Annotated in this window: 24 protein-coding genes; 5 read left to right on the top strand and 19 right to left on the bottom strand. The window is 73.0% G+C overall.

Features of this window, described 5'->3' with window-relative positions; genetic code table 11:
* Positions 1-49: 49 nt before the first annotated feature.
* From ACN27A_RS32470 to ACN27A_RS32440, 7 genes are all read right to left on the bottom strand, one after another.
* Positions 50-1,399, bottom strand: a complete 1,350-nt coding sequence (locus tag ACN27A_RS32470; RefSeq protein WP_421458247.1) for an MFS transporter — start codon at positions 1,397-1,399, stop codon at positions 50-52.
* Between the two features lie 2 nt (positions 1,400-1,401).
* Entirely contained in the window at positions 1,402-1,974 is a 573-nt protein-coding gene (locus tag ACN27A_RS32465) for an ArsR/SmtB family transcription factor (RefSeq protein ID WP_421458246.1), read from the bottom strand.
* A gap of 112 nt (positions 1,975-2,086) precedes the next feature.
* Positions 2,087-2,899 (bottom strand): SDR family oxidoreductase, encoded by an 813-nt coding sequence (locus ACN27A_RS32460; protein WP_421458245.1) that lies wholly within the window; start codon positions 2,897-2,899, stop codon positions 2,087-2,089.
* A gap of 150 nt (positions 2,900-3,049) precedes the next feature.
* Entirely contained in the window at positions 3,050-4,855 is a 1,806-nt protein-coding gene (aspS, locus tag ACN27A_RS32455; RefSeq protein ID WP_421458244.1) for an aspartate--tRNA ligase, read from the bottom strand.
* Between the two features lie 151 nt (positions 4,856-5,006).
* A complete protein-coding gene (locus ACN27A_RS32450) occupies positions 5,007-5,195 on the bottom strand; it encodes an MFS transporter (RefSeq protein ID WP_421458243.1) in 189 nt (62 codons plus the stop codon).
* Between the two features lie 103 nt (positions 5,196-5,298).
* Entirely contained in the window at positions 5,299-6,348 is a 1,050-nt protein-coding gene (locus ACN27A_RS32445; protein ID WP_421458242.1) for a S1 family peptidase, read from the bottom strand.
* A 289-nt stretch (positions 6,349-6,637) separates the two neighbouring features.
* Positions 6,638-7,114, bottom strand: a complete 477-nt coding sequence (locus ACN27A_RS32440; protein WP_421458241.1) for a winged helix-turn-helix transcriptional regulator — start codon at positions 7,112-7,114, stop codon at positions 6,638-6,640.
* 56 nt (positions 7,115-7,170) lie between these two features.
* Here ACN27A_RS32440 and ACN27A_RS32435 point away from each other — a divergent pair, with 56 nt between their 5' ends.
* Positions 7,171-7,692: a PaaI family thioesterase gene (locus ACN27A_RS32435; protein ID WP_421458240.1), complete on the top strand. Its 522-nt coding sequence runs from the start codon at positions 7,171-7,173 to the stop codon at positions 7,690-7,692.
* Positions 7,693-7,779: 87 nt separating this feature from the next.
* On the opposite strand, the gene ACN27A_RS32430 is transcribed toward ACN27A_RS32435, so the two are convergent.
* The 3 genes from ACN27A_RS32430 to ACN27A_RS32420 all read right to left on the bottom strand — a co-directional run bounded on the left by ACN27A_RS32430 (position 7,780) and on the right by ACN27A_RS32420 (position 10,917).
* Complete coding sequence (locus ACN27A_RS32430; protein ID WP_421458239.1) at positions 7,780-8,712, bottom strand: acyl-ACP desaturase; 933 nt, start codon at positions 8,710-8,712, stop codon at positions 7,780-7,782.
* Positions 8,713-8,781: 69 nt separating this feature from the next.
* Complete coding sequence (hisS, locus tag ACN27A_RS32425) at positions 8,782-10,110, bottom strand: histidine--tRNA ligase (RefSeq protein WP_421458238.1); 1,329 nt, start codon at positions 10,108-10,110, stop codon at positions 8,782-8,784.
* A 90-nt stretch (positions 10,111-10,200) separates the two neighbouring features.
* Positions 10,201-10,917 (bottom strand): MBL fold metallo-hydrolase, encoded by a 717-nt coding sequence (locus tag ACN27A_RS32420; RefSeq protein ID WP_421458237.1) that lies wholly within the window; start codon positions 10,915-10,917, stop codon positions 10,201-10,203.
* Positions 10,918-11,240: 323 nt separating this feature from the next.
* Between ACN27A_RS32420 and ACN27A_RS32415 the strand changes: the two genes are divergently transcribed.
* Together ACN27A_RS32415 and ACN27A_RS32410 are read left to right on the top strand one after the other, a co-directional pair.
* Positions 11,241-12,128: a peptidylprolyl isomerase gene (locus ACN27A_RS32415; protein ID WP_421458236.1), complete on the top strand. Its 888-nt coding sequence runs from the start codon at positions 11,241-11,243 to the stop codon at positions 12,126-12,128.
* A gap of 65 nt (positions 12,129-12,193) precedes the next feature.
* Positions 12,194-13,033, top strand: a complete 840-nt coding sequence (locus tag ACN27A_RS32410) for a peptidylprolyl isomerase (protein WP_421458235.1) — start codon at positions 12,194-12,196, stop codon at positions 13,031-13,033.
* Between the two features lie 241 nt (positions 13,034-13,274).
* Here the strand turns inward: ACN27A_RS32410 and ACN27A_RS32405 are convergent, their stop codons facing one another.
* The 8 genes from ACN27A_RS32405 to ruvC form a co-directional block, all read right to left on the bottom strand.
* Positions 13,275-15,788: a RelA/SpoT family protein gene (locus tag ACN27A_RS32405; RefSeq protein ID WP_393166976.1), complete on the bottom strand. Its 2,514-nt coding sequence runs from the start codon at positions 15,786-15,788 to the stop codon at positions 13,275-13,277.
* A gap of 169 nt (positions 15,789-15,957) precedes the next feature.
* A complete protein-coding gene (locus ACN27A_RS32400; RefSeq protein ID WP_421458234.1) occupies positions 15,958-16,524 on the bottom strand; it encodes an adenine phosphoribosyltransferase in 567 nt (188 codons plus the stop codon).
* 101 nt (positions 16,525-16,625) lie between these two features.
* Positions 16,626-17,819: a protein translocase subunit SecF gene (gene secF / locus ACN27A_RS32395; protein WP_421458233.1), complete on the bottom strand. Its 1,194-nt coding sequence runs from the start codon at positions 17,817-17,819 to the stop codon at positions 16,626-16,628.
* 1 nt (position 17,820) lies between these two features.
* Complete coding sequence (gene secD / locus ACN27A_RS32390; RefSeq protein WP_421458232.1) at positions 17,821-19,746, bottom strand: protein translocase subunit SecD; 1,926 nt, start codon at positions 19,744-19,746, stop codon at positions 17,821-17,823.
* 258 nt (positions 19,747-20,004) lie between these two features.
* Positions 20,005-20,349 (bottom strand): preprotein translocase subunit YajC, encoded by a 345-nt coding sequence (gene yajC / locus ACN27A_RS32385; protein ID WP_421458231.1) that lies wholly within the window; start codon positions 20,347-20,349, stop codon positions 20,005-20,007.
* 138 nt (positions 20,350-20,487) lie between these two features.
* Positions 20,488-21,558, bottom strand: coding sequence for a Holliday junction branch migration DNA helicase RuvB (gene ruvB, locus ACN27A_RS32380; RefSeq protein WP_421458230.1), 1,071 nt, complete (start codon positions 21,556-21,558; stop codon positions 20,488-20,490).
* The gene (gene ruvA / locus ACN27A_RS32375; RefSeq protein WP_089001017.1) at positions 21,555-22,157 is read right to left on the bottom strand and encodes a Holliday junction branch migration protein RuvA; all 603 of its coding nucleotides are present in this window, start codon (positions 22,155-22,157) and stop codon (positions 21,555-21,557) included. The genes ruvB and ruvA overlap by 4 nt, the downstream gene beginning before the upstream one ends.
* Positions 22,154-22,681: a crossover junction endodeoxyribonuclease RuvC gene (ruvC, locus tag ACN27A_RS32370; RefSeq protein ID WP_132240119.1), complete on the bottom strand. Its 528-nt coding sequence runs from the start codon at positions 22,679-22,681 to the stop codon at positions 22,154-22,156. The genes ruvA and ruvC overlap by 4 nt, the downstream gene beginning before the upstream one ends.
* Positions 22,682-22,892: 211 nt before the next feature.
* Here ruvC and ACN27A_RS32365 point away from each other — a divergent pair, with 211 nt between their 5' ends.
* Together ACN27A_RS32365 and ACN27A_RS32360 are read left to right on the top strand one after the other, a co-directional pair.
* Positions 22,893-23,675 (top strand): 3-hydroxybutyrate dehydrogenase, encoded by a 783-nt coding sequence (locus tag ACN27A_RS32365; RefSeq protein ID WP_421458229.1) that lies wholly within the window; start codon positions 22,893-22,895, stop codon positions 23,673-23,675.
* 14 nt (positions 23,676-23,689) lie between these two features.
* Positions 23,690-25,609, top strand: a complete 1,920-nt coding sequence (locus tag ACN27A_RS32360) for a helix-turn-helix domain-containing protein (protein WP_421458711.1) — start codon at positions 23,690-23,692, stop codon at positions 25,607-25,609.
* Between the two features lie 91 nt (positions 25,610-25,700).
* On the opposite strand, the gene ACN27A_RS32355 is transcribed toward ACN27A_RS32360, so the two are convergent.
* Complete coding sequence (locus tag ACN27A_RS32355) at positions 25,701-26,309, bottom strand: TetR/AcrR family transcriptional regulator (protein WP_327027709.1); 609 nt, start codon at positions 26,307-26,309, stop codon at positions 25,701-25,703.
* Positions 26,310-26,320: the final 11 nt, after the last annotated feature.

Here is a 26,320-nt window from a genome sequence, read left to right as displayed (position 1 = left end):
TGGTCCCGGCCCGCACCGCCGGGGCGACCGTCCGCCGCCCCGGCGGAAGTCAGGCGGACGTTTCCCGACCGCCATCGGCGTTGCCGCTCGTCAGGGCCATGTCAGCGGCACGATCCGCGGGCCGCACGGGATCGGCGGTGTCGGGCCCGACCGGGCCCGACCGCCTCCGCCGCTCGGCCCGCCAGGCGGGCAGGTAGAGCGGGGCGGCGACGGCCAGCACCACGGCACCGACGAACATCGCGAGGCTGATGCTGGTGCGGTCGGCCAGGGCGGTCAGGACGACGGCGCCGAGCGCTCCGGCCGGCTGGGACATCATCGAGTTCAGCGAGATGACACTGGTCCGGTAGGGACCGTCGACCTGACGGTGCAGCAGCCCCATGTGCAGCGGGTTCGACGCCCCGTGGACGGCGTAGCAGGCCAGGAAGGCGATCAGCACCCCGACCGGGCCGGCGAAGAGGCCCATCCCGACGACCGTGACGCCCTGCAGGACGCGCAGCAGCGCGGCGCTGGGTGCGGCACCCAGCCGGCGCAGCATCAGCGGGGTCAGCGCGGCGCCGGCCGCGTTCGCCAGCCAGGCCACCGAGGTGGCCGGGCCGAGCAGCGCCGCCGCCCGGTCGGCGTCGCCGACGACCTCCGCGAGGCGGACCGGGAGTAGCGACTCGAAGGTGACCATGCCGAAGCCCCAGAACAGTTCCACGGCCACCAGGGCCAGCAGCACCCGGGAGCGGCGCAGCAGCCCGAACGCCTGCCCCACCATCCGGGGCGCCTCGATGATCGAGGCGCGCAGGGCGCCGGCGCCCTTGGCCGAGCGGGTCTCCGCCAGCAGCATCAGCAGCGCGACCAACGCCACCGTCTGAAGGGCGATGGCGGCGAGCACCGGCAGGGTCAGCGCGCTCACCGGCCCGATCGGGCCGAGCGCGACCAGGCCGCCGCTGAGCAGCGCGCCGGCACCGATGGCGACGCCGATCACGGTGCCGGCGTGGCCGAGGCCGGGCTCGTACTCGGCCTCCGGGTCGGCAGCGAGGGTGGCGTCGACGTACCAGGACTCCAGCGGGCCGCTGTCCAGCGCCCGGTAGACGCCCTGCAGGGCCCAGGAGAGGAAGAAGAGCCAGAACGAGTCGGCCACCGCGAAGACGGCGAGCGAGATCACGCAGGTCACCCAGGCGGCAACCAGCACGGGCTTGCGGCCGAGCGCGTCGGCGAACCCGCCGGTGGGTAGCTCCAGCGCGAGGACGATCAGACCCTGCGCGGTGACGACCAGGCCGATCTGGGAGAGCGAAAGGCCGCGTTCCTGCATCAGCAGGATCATCACCGGGATGAGCAGGCCGGCGGGCAGCCAGCGCAGGCCGTAGAGCACGAGAAAGCGATGCCGGATCTGGCGTACGGAGAGGGCGCTCACCGCTACCCCTCCACCCGGGGGAACGCGGCCAGGAAGACGAGCACCGACTCCGCCTCCGGCTCGTCGGTCACCTCTTCGTCACGGTAGCGCTCGAGCAGCTGCCACATCTCGTCGTTGAGGGCCCGCAGCTGCGCCGGACCGAGCGTCAGCAGCATGTCGCTCATGCCGGCGGCGTCGCGCCACTGCCGGGAGTAGCCGTGTTCGACGGCCATCCAGCGCTCGGCCTGCTCGGCCAGCAGCCGCACCTGGTCGCCCTGGATCCACTGCACCGCCGCCCGGGCGTCCGGGTCGTCGTCGAAGTCGGTCGGCTCGAAGTTGCTGATGTCGTGGGCAGCCCGCCACCACCGCTGCCGGCCGGTGCCCCGGTCGAGGTCCTCCGTCACCAGCCCCACCTCGGCGAGCTGACGCAGGTGGTAGCTGGTCGCCCCCGTGTTGGTGTCCAGCTTCTCGGCCAGCGTGGTGGCTGTCGCGGGCCCGTCCGCCCGCAGCGTGCCGAGCAGCCGTATCCGCAGCGGATGGGCCAGGACGCGGACCTGCCGGTTGTCGAGGTGGACGGCGCGCGGCGTGTTCTCCATGGACGCACAATATCTGTGCACACTTTCTGTGCACAAGAGTTCTGCACAGAAAGTGTGCATCGACGGCGCGCGCACCTGGCACGGGTCGTCCGGGCGGGTCTCCCGGGACGGATCAGCGGGTGAGCAGTTCGCGCACCCCGCGCAGGCGGGTGCCGAGCAGCCCGGCGGCGCGGGTGGAGTCGAGGCGCACCTCCGCGGGGCGGAGCACGCCGGCGGCGGCGCCGGTGGTGGTCTTCATGCCGGCCGGGTCGATGCCGGCGTGCGCGGCGACCAGCAGGCCCAGTTCCGCGCGGCTGACCGCGTCCGGACCGGCCACGTTGAGCGGGCCGGCGTAGTCGGTGCCGAGAAGCTCCAGCACGGCGGCGGCCAGGTCGGTGACATCGATCGGACAGCGCAGTTCGTCGGTGAACAGGCTCGCCCGGCCGGCGAGCGCGTCGCGGCAGAGCTGGATCTGCTTGCTCCCCTCCCCGACGATCAGCGAGGTACGGACCAGCACCGCGCCCGGATCGAGGACGCGGACGGCGGTCTCGGCCGCCGCCTTGGCCGCCCCGTACGGGAAGATCGGGCTGGGCGGCTCGTCGTCGGCGTACGGCTGCGGGCGGCCGGCGTGCACCGCGTCGCTGGACACGTGCACGAGCCGCGCCCCCGCCCCGACGGCGGCGTACGCGACATGGGCGGCCCCGTCGGCGGTGACCGCCCAAGCGCCGTCCCGGTAGGGGGTGCCGACCACGGCGTCGGGGCGGACCCGGGCGACCAGCTCGCGCACGGCGGCCCGGTCCGTCACGTCGAGCCGGCGCGTCTCGACGCCCGGCACCTCGACCCGGCCCGAGTGGTACGTCCCCACCACCGACCAGCCGGCACCCACCGCCTGCCGGCACACCTGGGTGCCCAGGAACCCGCTGGCTCCCACCACGAGCAGCCTCATGTCCCGCCCCCTCCGCTCTTCCCTCCCACAAACGATCAAGAGGTTTGCGTCATGTCGTCGCGCAGATCATGACGCAAACCTCTTGATAGACACACGAGGGCGAGCCGGGGCGGAGGCCCCGGCTCGCGCGCGGAGGGAAGGTGGGTGGGGTCAGGTGGGGTCGGAGACCGGGGCGGCCGGGCCGGCCGTGCCGGTGTGCGGGGCGGCCTGCGGCTTCGGCTTGGCGTCGATGCCGGCCTCGGTGCGCTGCTGGCCGGTGATCGGCGTGGGCGCGCCGGTCAGCGGGTCGAAGCCGCCCCGGGTCTTCGGGAAGGCGATGACCTCGCGGATCGAGTCCGCGCCAGCGAGCAGCATGCAGACCCGGTCCCAGCCGAACGCGATGCCGCCGTGCGGCGGGGCGCCGTACTTGAACGCCTCCAGCAGGAAGCCGAACTTGTCCTGCGCCTCCTCGGGGGTGATGCCGAGCAGCTCGAAGACCCGCTTCTGCACGTCGCCCCGGTGGATACGGATCGAGCCGCCACCGATCTCGTTGCCGTTGCAGACGATGTCGTACGCGTACGCCAGCGCCCGGTCCGGCGCCTCCTCGAACCGGTCGACCCACTCGGCGTTCGGCGAGGTGAACGGGTGGTGCACAGCCGTCCAGCCGCCCTCGTCCGTGCGCTCGAACATCGGCGCGTCGACCACCCAGCAGAACGCCCAGGCGCTCTCGTCGACCAGCCCGGCCCGCTTGGCGATCTCGATCCGGGCCGCGCCGAGCAGCTCCTGCGCCTCGCGGGTGTTCGTGCTGGCGGCGAAGAAGACCGCGTCGCCCGGCTTCGCGCCGACCGCGTCGGCGAGCCCGCCCAGGTGCGCGGCGGAGAGGTTCTTCGCCACCGGCCCGCGCGCCTCGCCGGTCTCGGCGTCGAGCACTACGTACGCCAGGCCGCGCGCGCCGCGCGCCTTGGCCCAGTCCTGCCAGCCGTCGAGCTCCTTGCGACTCTGCGCCGCGCCACCGGGCATGACGACCGCGCCGACGTAGCCGCCCGCGTCGATCGCGCCGGCGAAGACCCGGAACTCGGTGCCGCGCAGGTAGTCGGTCAGCTCGGTCAGCTCGACGCCGTAGCGCAGGTCGGGCTTGTCGGAGCCGTAGCGGGCCATCGCGTCGTGCCAGGTGATGCGCGGGATCGGCCGGGAGATCTCGTGGCCGGCCAGGTCCTTCCAGAGCGCCGAGACGATCGCCTCGCCGAGGTCTATGACGTCGTCCTCGGTGACGAAGGACATCTCGATGTCGAGCTGGGTGAACTCCGGCTGCCGGTCGGCGCGGAAGTCCTCGTCGCGGTAGCAGCGGGCGATCTGGTAGTACCGCTCCATGCCGCCGACCATCAGCAGCTGCTTGAACAGCTGCGGCGACTGCGGCAGCGCGTACCAGCTGCCGGGCTGCAGGCGCACCGGCACCAGGAAGTCGCGGGCGCCTTCCGGCGTGGACCGGGTCAGCGTCGGGGTCTCGATCTCCAGGAAGTCCCGCTCGTGCAGCACGTTGCGGGCGAGCTGGTTGGCGCGCGAGCGCAGCCGCATCGCCTTCGCCGGGCCGCTGCGGCGCAGGTCGAGGTAGCGGTAGCGCAGCCGGATGTCGTCGCCGGCCTCGACCTGGTCGTCGACGGGCAGGGGCAGCGGCGCCGCCTCGGAGAGCACCTCCAGCTCGGCGGCGGTCACCTCGATCTCGCCGGTCGGCAGCTCCGGGTTCTCGTTGCCCTCGGGGCGGCGGGTCACCTCGCCGGTCACCCGGACGCAGAACTCGTTGCGCAGCGCGTGCGCGTCCTCCTCGCGGAACACCACCTGGACCACGCCGGACCCGTCGCGCAGGTCGACGAAGATCACGCCGCCGTGGTCGCGCCGGCGGGCCACCCACCCGGCGAGCGTCACCGTGGTGCCGGCGTCCGTCGCGCGCAGGCTGCCGGCGTCATGGGTACGGATCACGACTCGCGTCTCCTCATCTGCGGTACACCGTTACCCCTGGCATTCTGTCAGCCCTCCCCCGCCCCCGGTTGCGGGGTGAGGGCAGGTGGGGTCCGGCGGCGACGCGGATCCGGTCCTGCCACCTACCGGGGGATGTCCCAGGCGCTCACGGTCAGCACCACAGTGCCGTCGTCGTTGACGTCGGTGACCTGCACCCGGGCCATCTTCCGCCGACGGCCTGCATCCAGGTGCCCACGTTGCTGGCCAGTACCGCCAGCCAGAGGCTGCGGAACGCGGCGAGCCGCAGCGGGGCCCAGGCGGACGTGACGGCGTCGGCGGGCGGGGTCGGGGAGGCGCTCACCGACCGGAACGTACCCCGGCCCGCCCGCTCGAGTCCGGCGAACCGCTCCGGGCACGCGGACGGGCCGCCGGGATCACCCGGCGGCCCGTTGCGGTGCGATCGATCAGAAGACGCTGACGCCGTAGCGGCTCAGCGCCTCGCCGACCGGCTGGAAGTAGGTCGTGCCGCCGGTGCGGCAGTTGCCGCTACCACCGGAGGTCAGACCCAGGGCGATGGTGCCGCTGAACAGCGAGCCGCCGCTGTCGCCCGGCTCGGCGCAGACGTTGGTGCGGATCAGGCCGGAGACCGAGCCCTCGGCGTAGTTCACCGTGGCGTTGAGCGCGGTCACCGAGCCGCCGCGCAGGCCGGTGGTGCTGCCGGAGCGCTGCACCGACTGGCCGACGTAGGCGTTGCCGGCGGCGGTGATGTCCCGGAAGCTGCCGTTGTAGAGGGAGACGTTGCCGGCGGCGTTGGCGGAGTTGTTGTGCCGCACGATGCCGTAGTCGTTGCCGGGGAAGCTGGTGCCGGTGCGGCTGCCCAGCAGGTTGGTCTGGGCGGAGTTGCTGTACCAGCTGGCCGAGATGTTGGTGCAGTGCCCGGCGGTCAGGAAGTAGTAGGTGCTGCCGCTGCGGACGTTGAAGCCGAGCGAGCAGCGACCGCCGCCACCGGCGTAGATGGCCTGGCCGCCGGAGATGCGGGTGCCGAGCACGCCGGCCTCGGCCTCGATCCGGATCGCGCCGTTCATCCGCTCGGCGGCGGCCTTGACGCGCTCCAGCTTGGCGCCGGTGACGGTGCTGTCGACGGAGACGACGACCTGGTTGGTGGCCGGGTCGGTCCACCACGCGGTGCCGGGGATCTTGGCGGAGCGGTCCAGCTCCGAGGTGGCCCGGGCCAGCTCGCTGGCGCCGCGCTTGACGATCTTCGGGGTGGCGCCGGCGGCGCTGACCTGCCGGGCGGCGAGCGCGTCGGTCACGGTGACGACCATCTTGCCGTTGGCGTCGGCGTACGTGCCGGCGGACCGGTCGCCGAGGCGCTCGGCCAGGCCGGCGGCGGCGTCGGGCGAAGCGAACGAGGGTGCGGCCTGGGCGGGCGCGCCGATCAGCGAGCCGGCGACCATGGCGCCGGCCGCGGCGACGACGGCGGCACGACGGAGCGAGGACCTCGTGGGTCGCATGCAACAACCTCCAGAAGGGGGTGACAGGCCCGCGCCGGGGCGACACGAGCCGGGAGCAGCCCTGCCGATCTGGGGGTACCGGCCGAGCACACTGAAGTATTCACATACTTGAGTTCGTATGCAAGACCCGAATATGCCCCTTTCGCCCCGGCTATCGCGGCCATCGGCCCGAAACATTGTGGACACAGGCGTACGTCTATACGCTTCGCTCCACCGTCCCACCATCCGGTACGCGCGACCCGGCGGCTCCCTCGACGCCACCCCACTGACCGGCGCCGTCGGCGGGCGGTCAGCCGGCGCGGCGGCGCGCTCCGGGCCCCGGCCGCGGCACCACGTCGCGCGGCCGGTCGACCTCGTGCCCGCGCTCGCAGCGCAGCTCGACGCGGACCTCCGCGCCGCAGTCGCGGTGGGCGACCGTCAGCGGCGAGCCCTCCGGGTCGGCCAGGTAGCGGTCCCCCCAACCGAGGACGGCGACCAGGACCGGCCACAGGTCGAGCCCCATCCCGGTCAGCCGGTACTCGTGGCGCTCCCGGCTGCCGGGCTCCCGGTAGGGCTCGCGCCGCAGGACGCCGCGCTCCACCAGCATCGCCAGCCGGTTGGCCAGCACCTGCCGGGGCACGCCGGTGCGCACCCGCATGTCGTCGAAGCGGCGGACGCCGTTGAAGACCTCGCGCAGGACGACGAGTGTCCACCGCTCACCGAGGATCTCCATCGCGCGGGCGATGGTGCAGTTCTCCACCGACCAGTCCAGTGCCGCGGGTCTCATGCGCTCCAGGCTAGGTCTGATTGACAGACTCAGCAACGCGCTGCCAGGCTGGGTCCATGACACAGACGCAGGATCCGGCGCGCAGCCGTACCTTCTCGTGGTCCGACCCGGGCATCAACGCCGCGCACGTCGGCCGGCGCGGCGGCCTGGAACTGCTCCGCGCGATGATCGCCGGCGAGCTGGCGGCGCCGCCCATCATGCACCTGGTCGACATGTCCCGGATGGAGGCCGACGAGGGGTGGGTGGCCGTCGAACTCGTCCCGCAGGAGTTCCACTACAACCCGCTGGGCACCGTGCACGGCGGGGTCATCTCCACCCTGCTGGACACCGCCGCGGCGTGCGCGGTGCACACCACCCTGCCGGCCGGGGTCGGCTACACCTCGCTGGACCTGAACGTGAAGTTCCTGCGCCCGGTCACCGTCGCGAGCGGCACGCTGCGTTGCGAGGGCACCGTCCTGCAGAGCGGTCGCCGTACGGCTCTGGCGGAGGCGAAGCTGCTCGACGCGAAGTCGCGCCTGGTCGCCCACGCCACCTCCACCTGCCTCTTCTTCCCCCTGGACCCCCCACCCACCGAATAGTCGATCATGCAGTCGTGGTGCCGGGATACTGGCGGTTCACGGCTTCCATCCCCCGCCACAACTGCGTGATCGGCGAGGCGCCGGGGGTCAGCGGGAGGCCAGGCGGGCGGCGCGGGCGTCGCGCTTCTCCTCGAAGCGGGCGGCGGCGCGCTCAAGGTCGTCGAGGTGCGCGGCGATCTGGTCGCGGGCGGCCTCGCCGTCGGCGTCGAGCCCCGTCACGTTGAAGACGTCCCACTGGCGCAGCACCGGCGCCACCACCTCGTCGCGGTGCTGGCGCAGGTCGTAGATGCCCGCCAGGGCGATCGCCACGGACTTGCGGGCGAAGCCGTCGATGCCGTTGCCCGGCATCTGGAAGTTGGCCAGCACGTCGGCGACGGCCCGCATCGTCTGTCCGGGCGCCACCTCGAAGGCCGCGCCCAGCAGGTTGCGGTAGAAGATCATGTGCAGGTTCTCGTCGGCCGCGACCCGGGTCAGTAGCGCCTCGCACACCGGATCGCCGACCGCCCGGCCGGTGTTGCGGTGCGAGATCCGGGTGGCCAGTTCCTGGAACGAGACGTACGCGAGCGAGTGCAGCATCTCCTCGTCGTGCGCGTTGCGGTAGCCGGCGGACATGTGCGTCATCCGGGCCCGCTCCAACGCCACCGGGTCGACCGCCCGGGTGACGCTCAGGTAGTCGCGGATGGCGGTGCCGTGCCGCCCCTCCTCGGCGGTCCACCGGTGCACCCAGGTGCCCCAGGCGCCGTCGCGGCCGAAGAGCGTGGCGATCTGGTGGTGGTACGAGGGCAGGTTGTCCTCGGTCAGCAGGTTGACGATCAGCGCGGTACGGGCCACGTCGGGGATCGTCGAGTCGCTCTCCGCCCACGCCTCGCCGCCCAGCGGCCCGTCGAAGGTGCGCCCCTCGCTCCACGGCACGTACTCGTGCGGGAACCACTCCTTGGCGATGGCCAGGTGCCGGTCGAGGTTCTTCTCGACGACGGGTGCCAGTTCGAGGAGCAGGGCGGTCTGGCTGAGTGCGGTCACGACGATCTCCCTACGGTGGCGTAACTTACGCCACCGTAGGTCCGATCGCGCGTACGCGCCAGTAATGTCTCAGCTGACCAGCGGCCTGAGGTCCGCCCGGGGCGGCGTCCACTCCCCCGCCGCGGCGGCGACCTGCTCGCCGGAACGGATGTCCTTCACCTCGTCGGCCGCGCCGTCCACCCCCGGGAACCAGACGTACGGGATGCCCCGCCGCTCGGCGTAGCGGATCTGCTTGCCGAACTTCGCCGCGCTCGGCGACACCTCGGTCGGCACACCCCGCGAGCGCAGCGCCTCGGCCACCCGGTTGCTGGCGGCGCGCTGCTCCTCGCTGGTCACCGCGACCAGGACGCAGGTCGGCACGTCCCGCGACACCGACAGCGCGCCGGCGCCGAAGAGCAGCCCCAGCAGCCGGGTCACCCCGATCGAGATGCCGACCCCCGGGAAGCGGGTGGCGCCGGCGCTGGCCAGGTCGTCGTACCGGCCGCCGGAGCAGATCGAGCCGAACCGCTCGTAGCCGATCATCTGGGTCTCGTAGACCGTGCCCGTGTAGTAGTCCAGGCCCCGGGCGATGCGCAGGTCGGCCACGCAGAGCCCCGGCGAGTGCGCGGCGGCCGTCTCCACCACCCGGACCAGCTCCTCGACCCCCTCGTCGAGCATCGGGTCGCTGACGCCCAGCGCGCGGACGGCGTCGGCGAAGGAGGCGTCCGGGGCGGAGATCTCCGCCAGCGACAGGACCGCCTTGGCCTGCGCCTCGCTCGCCCCGGCCGTCTGCGCCAGCAACTCGGCCACCCTCGCCGGGCCGATCTTGTCGAGCTTGTCCACCGCGCGCAGGGCCGCCTCCGGGTCGGTCAGCCCGATGCCCCGGTAGAAGCCCTCGCAGATCTTGCGGTTGTTGACCTGGATCTTCACCGGCGGGATCGGCAGCGAGCGCAGCGCGTCGCCGATCACCAGCGGCATCTCCGCCTCGTGGTGCGGGGCGAGGGTGTCGCGGTCGACGATGTCGATGTCGGCCTGGAGGAACTCGCGGTAGCGCCCCTCCTGCGGCCGCTCGCCCCGCCACACCTTCTGGATCTGGTAGCGGCGGAACGGGAACTGGAGCTTGCCGGCGTTCTCCAGCACGTAGCGGGCGAACGGCACGGTCAGGTCGAAGTGCAGGCCGAGCGCGTCGTCGCCGGTCGGGCCGTCGGCGTCGGCCTGGAGCCGCCGGATCAGGTAGACCTCCTTCGAGGTCTCCCCCTTGCGCAACAGCTGGTCCAGCGGCTCCACCGCGCGGGTCTCCAGCGGGGCGAAGCCGTACAGCTCGAAGGTGTCGCGGATCCTGTCGAGGACGTACTGCTCGATCATCCGCTGCGCGGGCGTCCACTCCGGGAAGCCGGAGATGGGCGTGGGCTTGCTCATGATGCTCCGTTCGCGGTCCCGCGCGGTCGGCGCGGGCGAAGAGTCGGCGCGGCCGGCCACGGCCGCGGGGCGAGAAGTCGGTGCGGCCGGTCAGAGGCCGCGGGCGGGGGCCGCCGGTCGCGCGCCGCCACCCGCCACCTCGACGAGGTACGGGTTGGTCGCGCGCTCGCGGCCGATGGTGGTCGCGGGGCCGTGGCCGGGCAGCACGACGGTGTCGTCGGCCAGCGGGAGGATCTTGTCCCGGAGGCTGGTGACCATCCTCGTCATGCTGCCGCCCGGCAGGTCGGTGCGGCCGATGGAGCCGGCGAACAGGACGTCGCCCGAGAGGCAGAGCTGCTCCGCCTCCCACGACGAGCCGGCGGCCGGCAGCCGGAAGAGCACCGACCCGCCGGTATGGCCCGGGGCGTGGTCGACGGTGATCTCCAACCCGGCGAGGGCGAGCGTGGCGCCGTCGGTCAGCTCGGCGACGTCCTCCGGCTCGGTGTACGGCAGCCGCCCCCCGAAGAGCGAGCGGAGGTCCGCCGACAGCCCCTTGGCCGGGTCGGCGAGCATCTCCCGGTCGCCGGGGTGCACGTACGCGGTGATGCCGCGCGCGCCGCAGACCGGCGCCACCGAGAACGTGTGGTCGAGGTGGCCGTGGGTGAGCAGGACGGCGGCCGGGTGCAGCCGATGCTCGGCCAGCAGGGCGTCGAGCCGGTCGATCACCCCGATGCCGGGGTCGACCACCACGCACTGCTCCCCCGGCGCGGCGGCGACCACGTAGCAGTTGGTGCCGAAGGCGTCCGCGGGAAAGCCGGCCACGAGCACGTCCGCTCCCCTTCCGTCGAGTGGGTTGCCTGTCAGCAGCCTATCGGGCGGGGCGAGGAGGTTCTGCGCGTGCGTCCGGGGCGTCCCGCGTGGCCCCGATCGCGCCCGTCCCGGGCACCGCGTGCGGCGACGATCGCGTGCGCCCCGTGGGCTGCGCCGGGCGCAGTGACGCGTTCCGATAAACCCGGCCCGGACCTCGTACACCACTTTCCCAGCCGGTAGCCGTACACTCTGGCGGGCGTGTGGCGTGGCGCACCTGCCGCCGAACGGGCGCAGGACGCCCGACCACCGGTGACGACCAGGGTAGAGGAAGGGGAGCACGGGTGGCTTCCAGCAGGGACCGGCAGCGCAAACTGGCGCGCGCCAAGCTCGACCGGCAACTCGCCCGCCGGGCCGCCGCCGTCAAGCGTCGTCGGCAGATCCAGGCCGGAGTCGGCGTCGCCGTCGTCCTCGCGCTGATCGTGGGCGGCTCGGCGTGGGCGCTGGGCGCCTTCGACGACGAGCCGAAGGAGAACACGGCCGCCGAGGACGTCTGCCTGTGGACGCCGCAGGACGCCACCGCGAACACCAACCTCAAGGATGTCGGCACCCCGGCCACCGAGGGGCTGCCCACCGACGGCGTACGTGCGATGACGGTCACCACCAACCAGGGCGCGCCGATCACCGTCGAGCTGGACCTGGCCAGTGCCCCGTGCGCGGCGGCGAGCATCGCCCACCTGTCCAGCCGGTCGTTCTACGACAACACCAAGTGCCACGAGATCACCGCCGAGGGCGCGGTGCGCTGCGGCGACCCGAGCGGCACCGGGCTCGGCGGGCCCACCTACTCGTTCTACGACGAGAACGTGCCCACCGCGCCGTCACCGTCGGCCAGCCCCGCCGCCGGCCAGCCCGCGACGTACCCGAAGGGCACGGTCGCGATGATCGCCAACCCGCCGGGCGCCAACGGCAGCCAGTTCCTGATGTTCTTCAAGGACTTCACCACGGCCGACCCGAAGTATCCGATCATCGGCCGGGTCACCGGTGGGATCGACGTGGTGGCGAAGATCGGTGCCAAGCCGACCGTGGACAATGGGACAGGGGCCAAGGTCAAGCCCAAGGACGACGACGTGGTCGTGCAGAGCCTGACCGTCGGCGAGCCCGTGGCGCAGGCGACCTCGGCACCGACGCCGCCCGCTTCGGGCGCTCCGGCGGCCAGCCCGAGCGCCGGCTGACCCGGCCGCCCCACCAATCGCAGCGGCACCGACCGCGCCACCCGACAGCCCAGGAGGATCCAGGCGTGACGTCCACCAGAGAGCGGCAGCGCGCGGCGGCGCGCGCCCGGCTCGAGAAGGAGATGGCCGAGCGCGCGGCCAGGGCCCGCAAGCGCCGGCAGACCCAGGCGGTCGTGGGGGCCGCCTCGGTCCTGGTCCTCGTCGTCGCCGGCACGGTCTGGCTCGTCACCACCCTCGGCGGGGACGACGACAAGACCGACACCGCCGGCCCGGCTGCCGGCAACGTGCAGTGCGCCTGGACCGAGATCCCCGCCGACCAGCGGTCCCCGCAGATCAAGGACGTCGGGGTGCCGGCCGTGCAGCAGTCGGCCACGGGCACCCAGACGATGACGATCGACACCAACCTGGGCCCGATCACCGCCACGATCGACCGGTCGGCGGTGCCCTGCACCGCGGGCAGCTTCACCCACCTGGCGGAGAAGAACTTCTTCGACAACAGCAAGTGCCACCGGCTGGTGACCGAGGGCATCAAGGTGCTGCAGTGTGGTGACCCCGGCGCGACGGGCAAGGGCTGGCGCGAGACCGACGGCACCGGCGGCCCGAGCTACCGGCTCGCCGAGGAGAACCTGCCCACCGACAAGCGGCCCCCGTACCCGGAGGGCGTGATCGCGATGGCCAACTCGGGCCAGCCGGGCAGCACGGGCAGCCAGTTCTTCATCGTCTACGGCGACTCGCCGCTGGACCCGAACTACACCGTCCTGGGCACCGTCACCGGCGGCATGGACCTCGTGAAGCAGGTCGCGGCGGCGGGCGACGACAAGGCGTTCGCGAAGCAGGCCGGTGGCGGCCACCCGAAGAAGGAAGTCGTGATCAACAAGCTCACCATGAGCGCCCCCCAGGGCTGACCCACACCCAGCCGTACGACGAGCGCCCGCCGGCCCCGCCGGCGGGCGCTCGTCCGTTCCCGCCCTCCCCGGCCCGCTCTCGGCGATCATGAGGTTGGCGGCGATCCCGATCTACCTGGCTGCCGCCAACCTCATGATCGCCGGGGTGCAGGGGTGGCACGGCGGCAGAGCGGGGCGCCCCGGCTCGGTCGGTGCCGGGCCGGGGCGCTGGTGTGCGGGGGGGGGGGGGGGGTTGGCGGGGTCAGGCGCCGGAGGTGACGCGGTAGGCGTCGAAGACGCCGTCCACCTTGCGGACCGCCGCCAGCAGGTGGCCCAGGTGCTTCGGGTCCGCCATCTCGAAGCTGAACCGGCTCACCGCCACCCGGTCGCGGGTGGTGGTGACCGTGGCGGAGAGGATGTTCACCCGCTCCTCGGAGAGCACCCGGGTCACGTCGGCGAGCAGCTTGTGCCGGTCCAGCGCCTCGACCTGGATGGCGACCAGGAACGTGGACGCCGAGGTGAGCTTCCAGCTCACCTCGACCACCCGCTCGGCCTGCGCCCGCAGGTCCTCGGCGTTGGCGCAGTCGTCGCGGTGCACGCTCACGCCGCCGGAGCGGGTGACGAAGCCGAAGACCGAGTCCGGCGGCACCGGCGTGCAGCAGCGCGCCAGTTTGATCCACACGTCGCTGACCCCGCGTACCACCACGCCCGGGTCGGCGCTGCTCTGCCGGCTGCGGGGCGGACGGGTGGCGACGGCGGTCTCGGCGATGTCCTCCGCCGCGCCCTCCTCGCCGCCGTACGCGGCCATCAGCTTCTGCACCACCGACTGGGCGGAGACCTGGCTGTCGCCGACCGCCGCGTAGAGGGAGGCCACGTCGGCCAGGTGCAGGTCCCGGGCGATCGCCATCAGCGCGTCGGAGGTGAGCATCCGCTGCAACGGCATGCCCTGCTTACGCATCGCCTTGACGATCGCGTCCTTGCCGGCCTCGATCGCCTCCTCGCGCCGCTCCTTGTTGAAGTACTGCCGGATCTTCGTGCGGGCGCGAGGGCTCTTGACGAAGCCCAGCCAGTCCTGCGTCGGGCCGGCCGTGTCGGACTTCGACGTGAAGATCTCGATCACGTCGCCGTTGGACAGCGTCGACTCCAGCGGCACCAGCTTGCCGTTGACCCGCGCCCCGATGCACTTGTGCCCGACCTCGGTGTGCACCGCGTACGCGAAGTCCACGGGCGTCGAGCCGGTCGGCAGCGGGATGACGTCACCCTTCGGGGTGAAGACGTACACCTCCTGGCTGGACAGGTCGAAGCGCAGCGCGTCGAGGAACTCGCTCGGGTCGGCCGCCTCCCGCTGCCAGTCCAGCAGTTGGCGCAGCCACGTCATCTCGTCGATGTGCGCGGGCGGGCCGACGATCTGGGTGCCCTTGTGTTCCTTGTACTTCCAGTGCGCGGCGATGCCGAACTCGGCGGTGCGGTGCATCGCGTAGGTGCGGATCTGCATCTCCACCGGCTTGCCGGTGGGCCCGATGACCGTCGTGTGCAGCGACTGGTACATGTTGAACTTGGGCATCGCGATGTAGTCCTTGAACCGGCCCGGCACCGGCTGCCAGTTGGCGTGGATCACGCCCAGCGCCGCGTAGCAGTCCCGCACCGTGTCGACCAGGATCCGCACCCCGACCAGGTCGTAGATGTCGTTGAAGTCGCGACCCCGCACGATCATCTTCTGGTAGATCGAGTAGAGGTGCTTCGGCCGTCCGGTGGTCTCCGCCTTGATCTTGGCGGCCTTCAGGTCGGTCTGCACCTTCTGGGTGACCTGGCGCAGCAGCGCCTCGCGCTGCGGCTGGTGCTCCCCGATGAGGCGGTTGATCTCCTCGTAGCGCTTCGGGAAGAGCGTGCCGAAGGCCAGGTCCTCCAGCTCCCACTTGATCGTGTTCATACCCAGCCGGTGGGCCAGCGGGGCCAGGATCTCCAGCGTCTCCTTCGCCTTCTGCTCCTGCTTGGGGCGGGGCAGGAAGGTGAGGGTACGCATGTTGTGCAGCCGGTCGGCCAGCTTGATCACCAGCACCCGCGGGTCCTTGGCCATCGCGACGACCATCTTGCGGATCGTCTCGGCCTTGGCCGCGTCGCCCAGCTTGACCTTGTCAAGCTTGGTCACGCCGTCGACCAGCAGCGCCACCTCGCCGCCGAAGTCGGCCCGCATCTGGTCGAGGGTGTATTCCGTGTCCTCGATCGTGTCGTGCAGGAGCGCGGCGACCAGGGTGGTGGTGTCCATGCCCAGGTTGGCCAGGATCGTGGCGACCGCGAGCGGGTGGGTGATGTAGGGGTCGCCGGACTTGCGGTACTGCCCGGAGTGCCAGCGGGCCGCCGTGTCGAAGGCGCGCTGGAGCAGCCGCGCGTCCGCCTTGGGGTGGGCGTCCCGGTGGGTCGAGATCAGCGGCTCCAGCACCTCGCTGACCTGCGAGGACTGCCACGGCGCGTTGAACCGCGCCAGCCGCGCCCGGACCCTGCGGCCGGTGGGCGCGGTGGAGAGCGCGAAACCGGCGCTCGGCATGTGGTCGCCGACGACGTCGGCGGGGAACGGGAGCAGGACCCCCTCGGCCGCCGCGCCCGCGCCGCCGGCCGTGGCCGTCGGCGTGTCGGGGCGTACGGGCTCGGCCGGGACGGTCACGCCGGGGCCCGCCTCCGGGGCCTGCGCGTCACCGTTGGGTGCGGTCGCCGAGCCGTCCGCGTCGCCTGTCGGGTACACCGTGCCCTCCACCGGAGGGGCGACATCGTGGGACACCGGCCTCCTCACCGCTCGCCGGGAAGTCACCGACCGTGCGCCGGCCGGCCTGGTCTCGCGCCGCCCGGACGGGTCCCGCCCGGTCAGCAAAGGGCAATGCTACCCGCACGCACGGTGCCCCGCCGCTCCGCCGGACGGTCCGCACCGGGTCCGCCCGACGGTCGGCGGGTCAAACGGTCAACAGGGCATGCACCGGGCGCGGGGCCAGCCGCTCCCGGCCGCCGAGGAAGGCGAGCTCCAGCAGGACGGTGAAGCCGGCCACGGTCCCGCCGGCCCGCTCCACCAGGTCCAGCGTCGCCTCGGCGGTGCCGCCGGTGGCCAGCACGTCGTCGACCACCAGCACCCGGTGCCCGGCCGTGAAGGCGTCCTCGTGCACCTCCAGCGTGGCCTCGCCGTACTCCAGGGCGTAGGAGGCCGAGTAGGCCGGCCGGGGCAGCTTGCCGGCCTTGCGCACCGGCACGACGCCGACCCCGGTCGCGTACGCGATGGCGGCGGCGACCACGAACCCGCGCGCCTCGATGCCGACGACGACGTCGAACGACTCCCGCCCGTGGTACGCGACGATCCCGTCGATCACCTGACGGAACGTGTCGCCGTCGGCGAACAGCGGCATCAGGTCCTTGAACATGACGCCGGGCTTCGGGAAGTCGGGCACGTCGAGCACCCAGCTGGCGACCAGCGCGGCGGTGGCCGGGCCGCTGTCTCCCCGTACCCCGGTGCTGTGGGTCTCCGTCACGGCAGTTCCGCTCCCCTTCACGACGACGGCGTCCTGCATGCTGCTCGCACAGCATGAAGGACGCCGTCGGATCGGTTCCTACCGGGTCTGCCCGGCCCGGCTCAGCGCCGCTTGCCGCCACCCGGCCGGTTGCCACCGCCGCCGGCGGGTCGGCCGCTCCGGGCGCCGGTCGGCCGCTTCCCGGACGGTCGGGCGCCCACCCGCGGCGCCGCGCCGGCCAGCGCGGCCGACTCCGGGTCGACCGGCTCGTCGTCGGACTCGTCGGTACGCGGGGCGGTGCCCCTGCCGGTGACCTCGCCCCGGGCGATCGCGCCCCGGCGGGCCAGCACCCGCTTGTTGTGCGCCTGGATGCGCGGGTCGTAGTTCTTGAGCAGCACCAGCAGCGGCGTGGCCAGCAGGATCGAGGTCAGGAACGCCACCGCCATACCGACGAAGAGCACCAGGCCGAGGTCCTTCAGGGTGCCCGCGCCGAGCAGGCCGGCACCGATGAAGAGCAGACCGCCGACCGGCAGCAGCGCGACCACGGACGTGTTCAGCGACCGCATGAGGCTCTGGTTGATCGCCAGGTTGGCGGCCTCGCCGTACGTCTGGTTGTTGTTGGCGGTGATGCCGCGGGTGTTCTCCTGCACCTTGTCGAAGACCACCACCACGTCGTAGAGCGCGAAGCCCAGGATCGTGAGGAAGCCGATGACCGTCGACGGGGTGACCTCGAAGCCGACAAGCGAGTAGATGCCGGCGGTGAGGATCAGGTTCATGATCAGCGAGGCGACGGCCGCGACCGCCATCCGCCATTCGAAGCGCAGGATCAGGTAGACCATCACCACCGCGATGAAGATGACCAGACCGAGCAGCGCCCGGGAGGTGACCTGGCTGCCCCACGCCTCGCTGACCTGGTTGCCGCTGATGGCGGCGGCGTCGATGCCGAACTCCCGGGCGATCTCGTCCTTGACGGCGTTGGACTGCTCGGTGTCCAGCTGCGTGGTGCGCACCTCGTAGAAGTCGCCGCCGGTGCCGCCGACCTTCTGCGTGGTGACCACGTGGGCACCGTCGCCGGCCGTGCCCAGGGCCTCTTCCACCTTCAACTCGGTCTGCTCCAGCGTGCCGACGCTGGCCGGGATCTGGAACGAGTTGCCGCCGGCGAACTCGATGCCGAGGCTGAAGCCGCGCAGCCCGAAGCTGAGCAGCGACAGCAGGATCAGCGCGAGCGCGACGCCGAACCAGAGCTTGCGCCGACCGATGATGTCGAGGCCGGCCTCGCCGCGGTAGAGGCGGCTCGCGAGACCACTCTTTGCCATCTCAGGCCTCCTTGACGCGCGGGTTGCGGGGCTTGGCCGGCTCGGCCGTCCGGGGCGGGAGCGCCCGGCCGAGGCCGCTGACCCGTGGGGACAGGAACGCGGAGGTGCGGGCGAACATCGTCATGATCGGGTGCCGGAAGAGGAACACCACGACGAGGTCCAGCACCGTGGCCAGGCCGAGGGCGAACGCGAAGCCCTTCACCGTGCCGACCGAGACCACGTAGAGCACCACCGCCGACATCAGCGTGATCGCGTTGGCCGAGATGATCGTGCGGCGGGCCCGGATCCAGGCACGCGGCACCGCGCTGCGCGGGCTGCGCCCCTCGCGGATCTCGTCCTTGAGCCGCTCGAAGTAGATGACGAACGAGTCCGCCGCCACACCCAGTGACACGATCATGCCGGCGATGCCGGCGAGGGTGAGGGTGAAGCCGATCTGCCGGCCCAGCACCACCAGCGCGCCGAAGACCAGCAGCGCCGAGAGGACCAGGCTCAGGAAGATGACCGAGCCGAGCAGGCGGTAGTAGAAGAACGAGTAGACGATGACCAGCAGCATGCCGATGCCCGCCGCGAGCAGACCCGCCCGCAGGTGGCTGGCACCCAGGGTGGCGGTGACGTTCTGCTGCTCCTGCGCCTCGAAGGTCACCGGCAGCGCGCCGTAGCGCAGCTGGCCGGCCAGGGCGCTGGCGTCCTTCTGGTTGAAGTTGCCGGTGATCTGCGAGTTGCCCGTCAGCACGCCCTGGATCTCGGGCGAGGAGACGATCTCGTTGTCCAGCACGACGGCGACGCGGCACTTGCCGTCCTGGCCGAGGGCGGTGGCGTCGCAGGCCTGTCCCTCGTTGTTGAACGCCTCGCGGGTCAGGTTGGTCCACTTGGTCTGACCGTCGCCCGTGAAGTCGAGGCTCACCACCCACTGGCTGGTCTGGTCCAGCACCGCGCTGGCGCCCTTGACGTCGGTGCCCAGCACCTTCGCCTGGTCGAGCAGGTACTTCGCCACGCCGTCCTCGCAGGCCACCGCCTGCTGGTCGGCGGCCGAGATCGACGCCGGCGGGCGCTTGTCGAGCTGGGCGCAGCTGATCTGCGGCACGTTGAACTGCACCGCCGCCGGCAGCACCGCGACCTCGCGCGGGTCGAGAGCCGCGAACGGCTTGAGCTTCTCCGCCAGCGACGGGTCGGCGGCCAGATCGGCCGGGGCCTGGAGACCGCTCGCGGCCGCCCAGGCGGCGGCGCCGACCTTCTGCTCGACGGCCTTGCGCTGCTCTTCGATGCTCTGCGGCACCGGCTCGCCGCTGGCGCTCGGCGTCGGGGCGGCGGCCGAGGGGGTGGCGCTCGGGGCGGTCGACGCGCTGGCGCTCGGGGCCGGGGCCATACCGCCCTGGCCGCCACTCGGCGACGCGGTCGCCTTCGGGGCGGCGCTGCCCGACGGGGCGGCGCTGCCCGAGGGCTTCGCGCTGCCCGACGGGGCCGGGGCCGCACTGCCGGACGGGGCCGGGGTGGCGGCGGGCGGCGGGGCGGTGGCCGCGCCGCTGCCGTCGGCGGCCTTGAGCACCTTGCGGAAGCGCAGCTCGGCGGCGTCGCCCACCTCGGTCAGGTCACGGTTCTCGCCGGGCAGGGAGATCACGATGTTGCGGTTGCCCTCGGTGACCACCTCGGCCTCGGCGACGCCGAAGGCGTTGACGCGGCTCTCGATGATCTGGCGGGCCTCTTCGAGGTTCTCCGCCGTGGGGGGCCGGCCGTCGACGCTGTTGGTCGCCTCCAGCGTCAGCCGGGTGCCGCCGACGAGGTCCAGGCCGAGCTTGGGCTCGAGCCTGTCCTTCAGGCCGCCGCTGGCGCCGCCCGCGAAGAACACCAAAAGATAGAGGACGACGAAGATGAGCCCGAGCACGGCCAGTTGCCGTCCGGGCCGCATCTGTCCCTGAGGTGGTGCCACGGCTGTCCTGTCTCCCTGTACGGTCGCGCCGCTGGTGCGGCGGGTGTCGGCCGGTCCGGCCGGCGGGTCCGACGGGCCGGCGTCGGAGGCCGGCATCCGGCTCCGGGGCTCGACGCGGGGGCGCCGGGCGGAACGGGACGAGCCGGCTTCCGGCGTCGGGCCCAACTATCCAGTTTTCACGTCGACTCCGCTGCCCCGTCGGGGAAAGTCGTCACCGGGGCCCGGCGACGACCATCCCGCGCGGGGCGGGAGCGACAGTCATTCCTTGACGACGTCCGCGTCCTCGACGACCGGCTCGTCGGCCGGGCGCTGCGCCTGGCTGACGACCCGGGCGATGGCCGGACGGGCGTAGCGGGTCTGCACACCGGGCGCGACCTCGAGCAGGACGGTGTCGTCGTCCACGCCGGTGACCGTGCCGTAGAGGCCACCGATGGTGACCACCTCGTCGCCGGGGGCCAGGGCGGACTGCATGGACTCCGCCTCACGGCGGCGCTTCTGCTGCGGGCGGATCATCATGAAGTACATGACGCCGAAGAGCAGAGCGATCATGAGGATCGGCGTCAGGCTGCCGGCACCCCCGCCGCCCTCTGCTGCGTAAAGCACGGTGAAAGACCTTCCCATTGGCCCCCGGCCCGGCGCGGGCGCGCCGGAGCGGAAGCGGATTCTCACGTCCTGTACAGACCGGCGCGAGTCTAATCCCTGCACCTGGGAACGCCGAATGCGGCACAGATCACGTTCACATCACGGCTGATCGACATCTGTCGAGAACAGATCGGGCACCGCAGGAGCATTCACGCCAAATGTACCATTCGGCGGCGTGCGACCCAGATGCCGCCAGGCGGCCTCCGTGGCGACCCGGCCGCGCGGCGTACGGGCCAGCAGGCCGGCCCGGACCAGGAACGGCTCGCAGACCTCCTCCACCGTGTCCGGCTGCTCACCCACCGCCACGGCCAGCGTGGACAGGCCGACCGGCCCGCCCCGGAACGAGTCGACAAGCGCGGTCAGCACCGCCCGGTCCAGCCGGTCCAGGCCCAGCGCGTCGACGTCGTACACCGTGAGGGCGGCCCGGGCGGTCTCCAGGGTGACCACCCCGTCGGCCCGGACCTCGGCGAAGTCGCGGACCCGGCGCAGCAGGCGGTTGGCGATGCGGGGCGTGCCCCGGGAGCGGCCGGCGACCTCGGCGGCGCCGTCGTCGGTGATCGGGACGCCGAGGATCCGGGCCGAGCGGCGCAGCAGCACCTCAAGGTCGGCCGGCGAATAGAAGTCGAGGTGCGCGACGAAGCCGAACCGGTCGCGCATCGGCCCGGTGAGCAGGCCGGAGCGGGTGGTCGCGCCGACCAGGGTGAACGGCTCGACGTCCAGCGGGATCGCCGTCGCGCCCGGACCCTTGCCGACGATCACGTCGACCCGGAAGTCCTCCATCGCGCTGTAGAGCAGCTCCTCCGCCGGCTTGGCGATCCGGTGGATCTCGTCGATGAAGAGCACGTCGCCCTCGGCGAGGCTGGTCAGGATCGCCGCCAGGTCGCCCGAGCGCTCGATCGCCGGGCCGCTTGTCACCCGGATGCCCGAGCCCAGCTCGGCGGCGACGATGTTGGCCAGGGTGGTCTTACCCAGGCCGGGCGGCCCCGAGAGGAGGATGTGGTCGGGCGGGGAGCCGCGTCGCATCGCGCCCTGGAGCAGCAGGTCGAGCTGGTCGCGGACCCGGTGCTGGGCGATGAACTCCTCCAGCCGCTTCGGCCGGACCGTGGCCTCCGCGTCCAGGTCGGCGTCGTGAACGTAGGCGGAGACCAGCCCCCCGTCGGAGCCCGTCACCGGGTGCGGCCCAGCAGCCGGATGGCCTGCTTGAGCAGGACTGGCACCGGCGGCACGTCACCGTCGACGGTCTCCGCCACGGCGGCCACCGCCTGGTCGGCCTGCCCGGCCGTCCAGCCGAGCCCGACCAGCGCCTGGCGGACCTGCTCGGGCCAGGCCCCGCCGGTGACCCCGGCCGCGCCGTCGGCGCCGACCGGCACCGGGCCGACGCGGTCGCGCAGCTCCAGGACCAGGCGCTCCGCGCCCTTCTTGCCGATGCCGGGCACCCGGGTCAGCGCGGCGGTGTCGGCGTTGGCGATCGCCTTGCGCACCGCGTCGGGGGTGTGCACGGCGAGGACGGCCTGGGCCAGCCGGGGGCCGACACCGCTGGCGGTCTGGAGCAGCTCGAACAGCTGCTTGGCGTCGTCGTCGGCGAAGCCGTAGAGGGTGAGCGAATCCTCCCGGACGACCAGGCTGGTGGCCAGCCGGGCGGGCTGGCCGATGCGCAGGTCGGCGAGGGTGCCCGGGGCGCACTGCACCGCCAGGCCCACCCCGCCGACCTCCACCACGGCGTGGTCCGGACCGGTCGCGGTCACCACCCCGCGCACGCTGGCGATCATCTGGCTCCTCCTCGTCGTACCCGGTCGGCCGCGGCGGCCAGCTTGGAACGCGTCCCGCCGCGCCACACGTGACAGATGGCCAGGGCCAGGGCGTCGGCGGCGTCCGCCGGCCTCGGCGGCTCGGCCAGCCGCAGCAGCCGGGTGACCATGGCGGTCATCTGCGCCTTGTCGGCCTGGCCGGAACCGGTCACGGCCGCCTTCACCTCGCTGGGCGTGTAGGTCTGCACGGGCAGCCCGGCGCGGGCGCCGGCGAGCACGGCGATCCCGCTGGCCTGGGCGGTGCCCATCACGGTGCGGACGTTGTGCTGGCTGAAGACCCGCTCGACGGCGACGCTGTCGGGTCGGTGCTCGGCGACCAGGTCGGTGAGCGAACGGTCCAGGTGCAGCAGGCGCAGCGCCAGGTCGTCGTCCGGATCGGTGTGCACGACGTAGTAGGCGATCAGCGTGCAGGGGCGCCCCGGCACACCCTCGACCACGCCGACCCCGCACCGGGTCAGCCCCGGGTCGACGCCCAGCACGCGCACGCCGCCTCCTCCCCCAGCCGCCGGCGAGACCCCAGCCGCCAGCAGTACGTGTGTTCGACACCCTATCGAGCCGGGCGACACCCCGCCGCCGGGGACACGCCGGGCGCGCCGACACGCCGCCGGGGGCGCGCGGCGGCCACACATGCCGGGCGGTGAGTATGTGTCGCCGGCCCATGTGCGCCCGGACACACAGCTCGTAACTTCATGCGCCATGACGGCAGAACCCGTGGCGGTCCCCCACGTCGTACACGTCGACCTCGCTGGTCGTACCGCCCTGGTGACCGGGGGCGGGAGCGGCATCGGCCGGGCCTGCGCCCTGCGGCTTGGCGCCGCCGGCGCCAAGGTCCTGGTGGTGGACCGCAACGTCGAGGCGGCCAAGGCGGTGGCGGCGGAGGCCGGCGGGCGGGCCGAGGGCGTGGACCTGGCCGACCCGGACGCGGTGGACCGCCTCGACGCCGACGTGGACATCGTGGTGAACAACGCGGGCCTGCAGCACGTGGCGCCGGTGCAGGAGTTCTCCGCGGAGCGCTTCGCCCACCTGCACCGGGTGATGGTGGAGGCGCCGTTCCTGATCATCCGTCGGGCGCTGCCGCACATGTACGCCAGGGGCTGGGGGCGGATCGTGAACATCTCCTCGGTGCACGGGCTGCGCGCCTCGCCGTACAAGTCGGCGTACGTCTCCGCCAAGCACGCGCTGGAGGGGCTGTCGAAGGTGGTCGCGCTGGAGGGCGCCCCGCACGGCGTGACCGCCAACTGCATCAACCCGGCGTACGTGCGCACGGCGCTGGTGGAGAGCCAGATCGCCGACCAGGCCGCCAGCCACGGCATCCCCGAGTCCGAGGTGGTCGAGAAGATCATGTTGGCGCGGGCGGCGATCAAGCGGCTGATCGAGCCGGAGGAGGTGTCCGAACTCGTGGCGTACCTCTGCTCGCCGCCGGCGGCGTTCATCACGGGCGCGTCCATCGCGCTCGACGGGGGCTGGACGGCGAACTAGTGGCAAGCCGCACAATGTCGGTCATGTCGTCACCGGTGGAGTTCCTGGAGCTGCTCGCCCGCGAGGCCGCCGCGGTGGAGTTCGAGGGGCCGCTCGTCGCCGCGCGCGCCGCCGGGCTGCCGCCCGCGCGGCTCGCCGAGCTGGAGCAGGCCAAGACGGTCGCGCTGCGGGTCCGCGCGCTGCTGGAACGCCGCCGCCGCCGGGAGGTCGAGCTCTCCGGGCTGTACGACACGGTCAGCGACCTGGCCGGGCTGCGCGACCTGGACGACGTGCTGCGCGCGATCGTGCACCGGGCGCGCAACCTGCTCGGCGCGGACGTGGCCTACATGACCCTCGACGACGAGGAGCGCGGCGACACGTACATGCGGGTCACCGACGGCTCGGTCTCCGCCCGCTTCCAGCAGCTGCGGCTGCCGATGGGTGCCGGCCTCGGCGGCCTCGTGGCCCAGTCCGGCGCCCCGTACGTCACCGCGAACTACCCGGAGGACGACCGCTTCCACCACACCGGCGAGATCGACGCCGGCGTGGGCGAGGAGGGCCTGGTGGCCATCCTCGGGGTGCCGCTGCGGCTCGGCTCGACCTCGATCGGGGTGCTCTACGCGGCCAACCGCTCGGCCCGGCCGTTCGTCCGCGAGGAGGTGGCGCTGCTGGTCTCCCTCGCCGCGCACGCGGCGGTGGCGATCGACACCGCTCGGCTGCTCGCGGAGACGCAGGCGGCGCTGGAGGAGCTGTCGACGGCCAACACCACCATCCGGGCGCACAGCAGCTCCGTGGAGCGGGCGGCGGCGGCGCACGACCGGATGACCGCGCTGGTGCTGCGCGGGGGCGGCGTGGAGGACGTCGCCGCGGCGGTCACCGACGTGCTCGGCGGGGCGCTGCTGGCGCTCGACGCGGAGGGCCGGCTGCTGGCCCGGGTCGGCGAGATCGAGGAGCCGGACCGGGCGGACATGGTGGAGGCGGTGGCCGCGTCCCGTACGGAGGGCCGCAGCGTGCGCCGGGGCCGGCTCTGGTACGCCGCCGTGGTGGCCGGGGCGGAGAACATGGGCGCGTTGGTGCTGCGCCCCGACGACGAGCTGGTCGACGCCGACCAGCGCATCCTGGAGCGGGCGTCGCTGGTGACGGCGCTGCTGCTGCTGTTCCGGCGTACCGTCGCCGAGGCGGAGGGGCGGGTCCGGGGCGAGCTGCTCGACGACCTGATCGCCCGGCCGCTGCGGGACACGGACGCGCTGCGCAGCCGGGCCCGCCGGCTCGGGGTGGACCTGGACTCCCCGCACGTGCTCGTGGCGGTCGGCGACGACGCCATCGCCGCCACCGGCTCGGCCCGGCAGCGGGTGCTCTCCTGGGCCACCACGTACGCCTCGACCCGGGGCGGGCTGGCCGCGGCCCGCGACGGGCGGGTGGTGCTGATGCTGCCCGGGCAGGACGCGGGCGGCAGCGCCCGGGCGGTGGCCCGGGACCTGTCCCGGGTGACCGGCCGGCCGGTCACCGCCGGGTCGAGCGGCCCGTCGACGGGGCCGGCGTCGCTGGCCGCGACGTTCGCCGAGGCGGAGCGGTGCCTGACCGCCATGGGCGCGTTGGGCCGCTCGGGGCAGGGCGCGAGCACGGCCGAGCTGGGCTTCGTCGGGCTGCTGCTGGGCGCGGTCGGCGACGGGGGCGACAAGGACGTCAACCGGTTCCTGACCGCCACCGTCGGGCCCGTCGTCGACTACGACGCCCGGCGGGGCACCGCGCTGGTGCGGACCCTGGAGGCGTACTTCGGGGTGGGCGGCAGCCTCGCCCGGGCCGCCGAGCTGCTGCACGTGCACGTCAACACGGTCACCCAGCGGCTGGAACGGGTCGGGCAGCTGCTCGGCGCGGACTGGCAGAAGCCGGAGCGGGCGCTGGAGGTGCAGCTGGCCCTGCGCCTGCACCGCCTGCGTACGCCCGCCGCCTGACGGCCCGCGCACCTGGGCGCCGACGACCTGGCCGCAGCGTGACCGGCAGGCGTCCGCCCGCCGGGGCCCGCCGCCCGGCGGGGCGGGGCCGTCAGCGGGCGCGGATGCCGTCCAGGACGCCGTCGACGATGCGCTGCGGCAGGGTCGCCTCGTCGAGGTCGGGGTGCCAGCGCATGACGCGCTGCACCAGCATCGGGCCGGTCAGCATCGCCATGACCACCTCGACGTCGAGATCCGCGCGCAGCTCGCCGGAGCGCATCCCGCGCCGCAGCACCTCGCGCATCATCTCCCGCCGCGGCTCGATGATGTTCTGGTAGAGCTGGTACTGCTCGGGGCTGCGGTTGACCTCCGGCACGAGGCAGGGCATGATCCGTGCCGCCCGCGGGTCGATGTGGTTACCGACCGCGCCGACCAGCAGGATCAGGTCGTCGCGGACCGAGTGGCCGGCGGGCTCCGGCGGGGTGCCCTTGAGCGTACGCAGGGCGTCGCGCAGCAGCGCGTCCTTGCCCGGCCAGCGGCGGTAGATGGTGGCCTTGCCGACGCCGGCGCGGGCGGCGATCGCCTCGATCGAGATCGCCTCGATCGTGCTGCCGTCGGCGAGCAGGTCGAGGGCGGCCTCGACGATCGCCTCGTCCGCGCGGACGCTCCTCGGCCGCCCGGGCGGCCGGGGAGCGTCGGCGGTGGAAGTCATGTCGGACATTGTTCCCGAAG

It is taken from the genome of Micromonospora sp. WMMD737 (genome assembly GCF_049179055.1).
In the GTDB taxonomy this organism is placed as follows: domain Bacteria; phylum Actinomycetota; class Actinomycetes; order Mycobacteriales; family Micromonosporaceae; genus Micromonospora; species Micromonospora reichwaldensis.
This window is presented reverse-complemented; position numbering and strand designations above follow the sequence as displayed.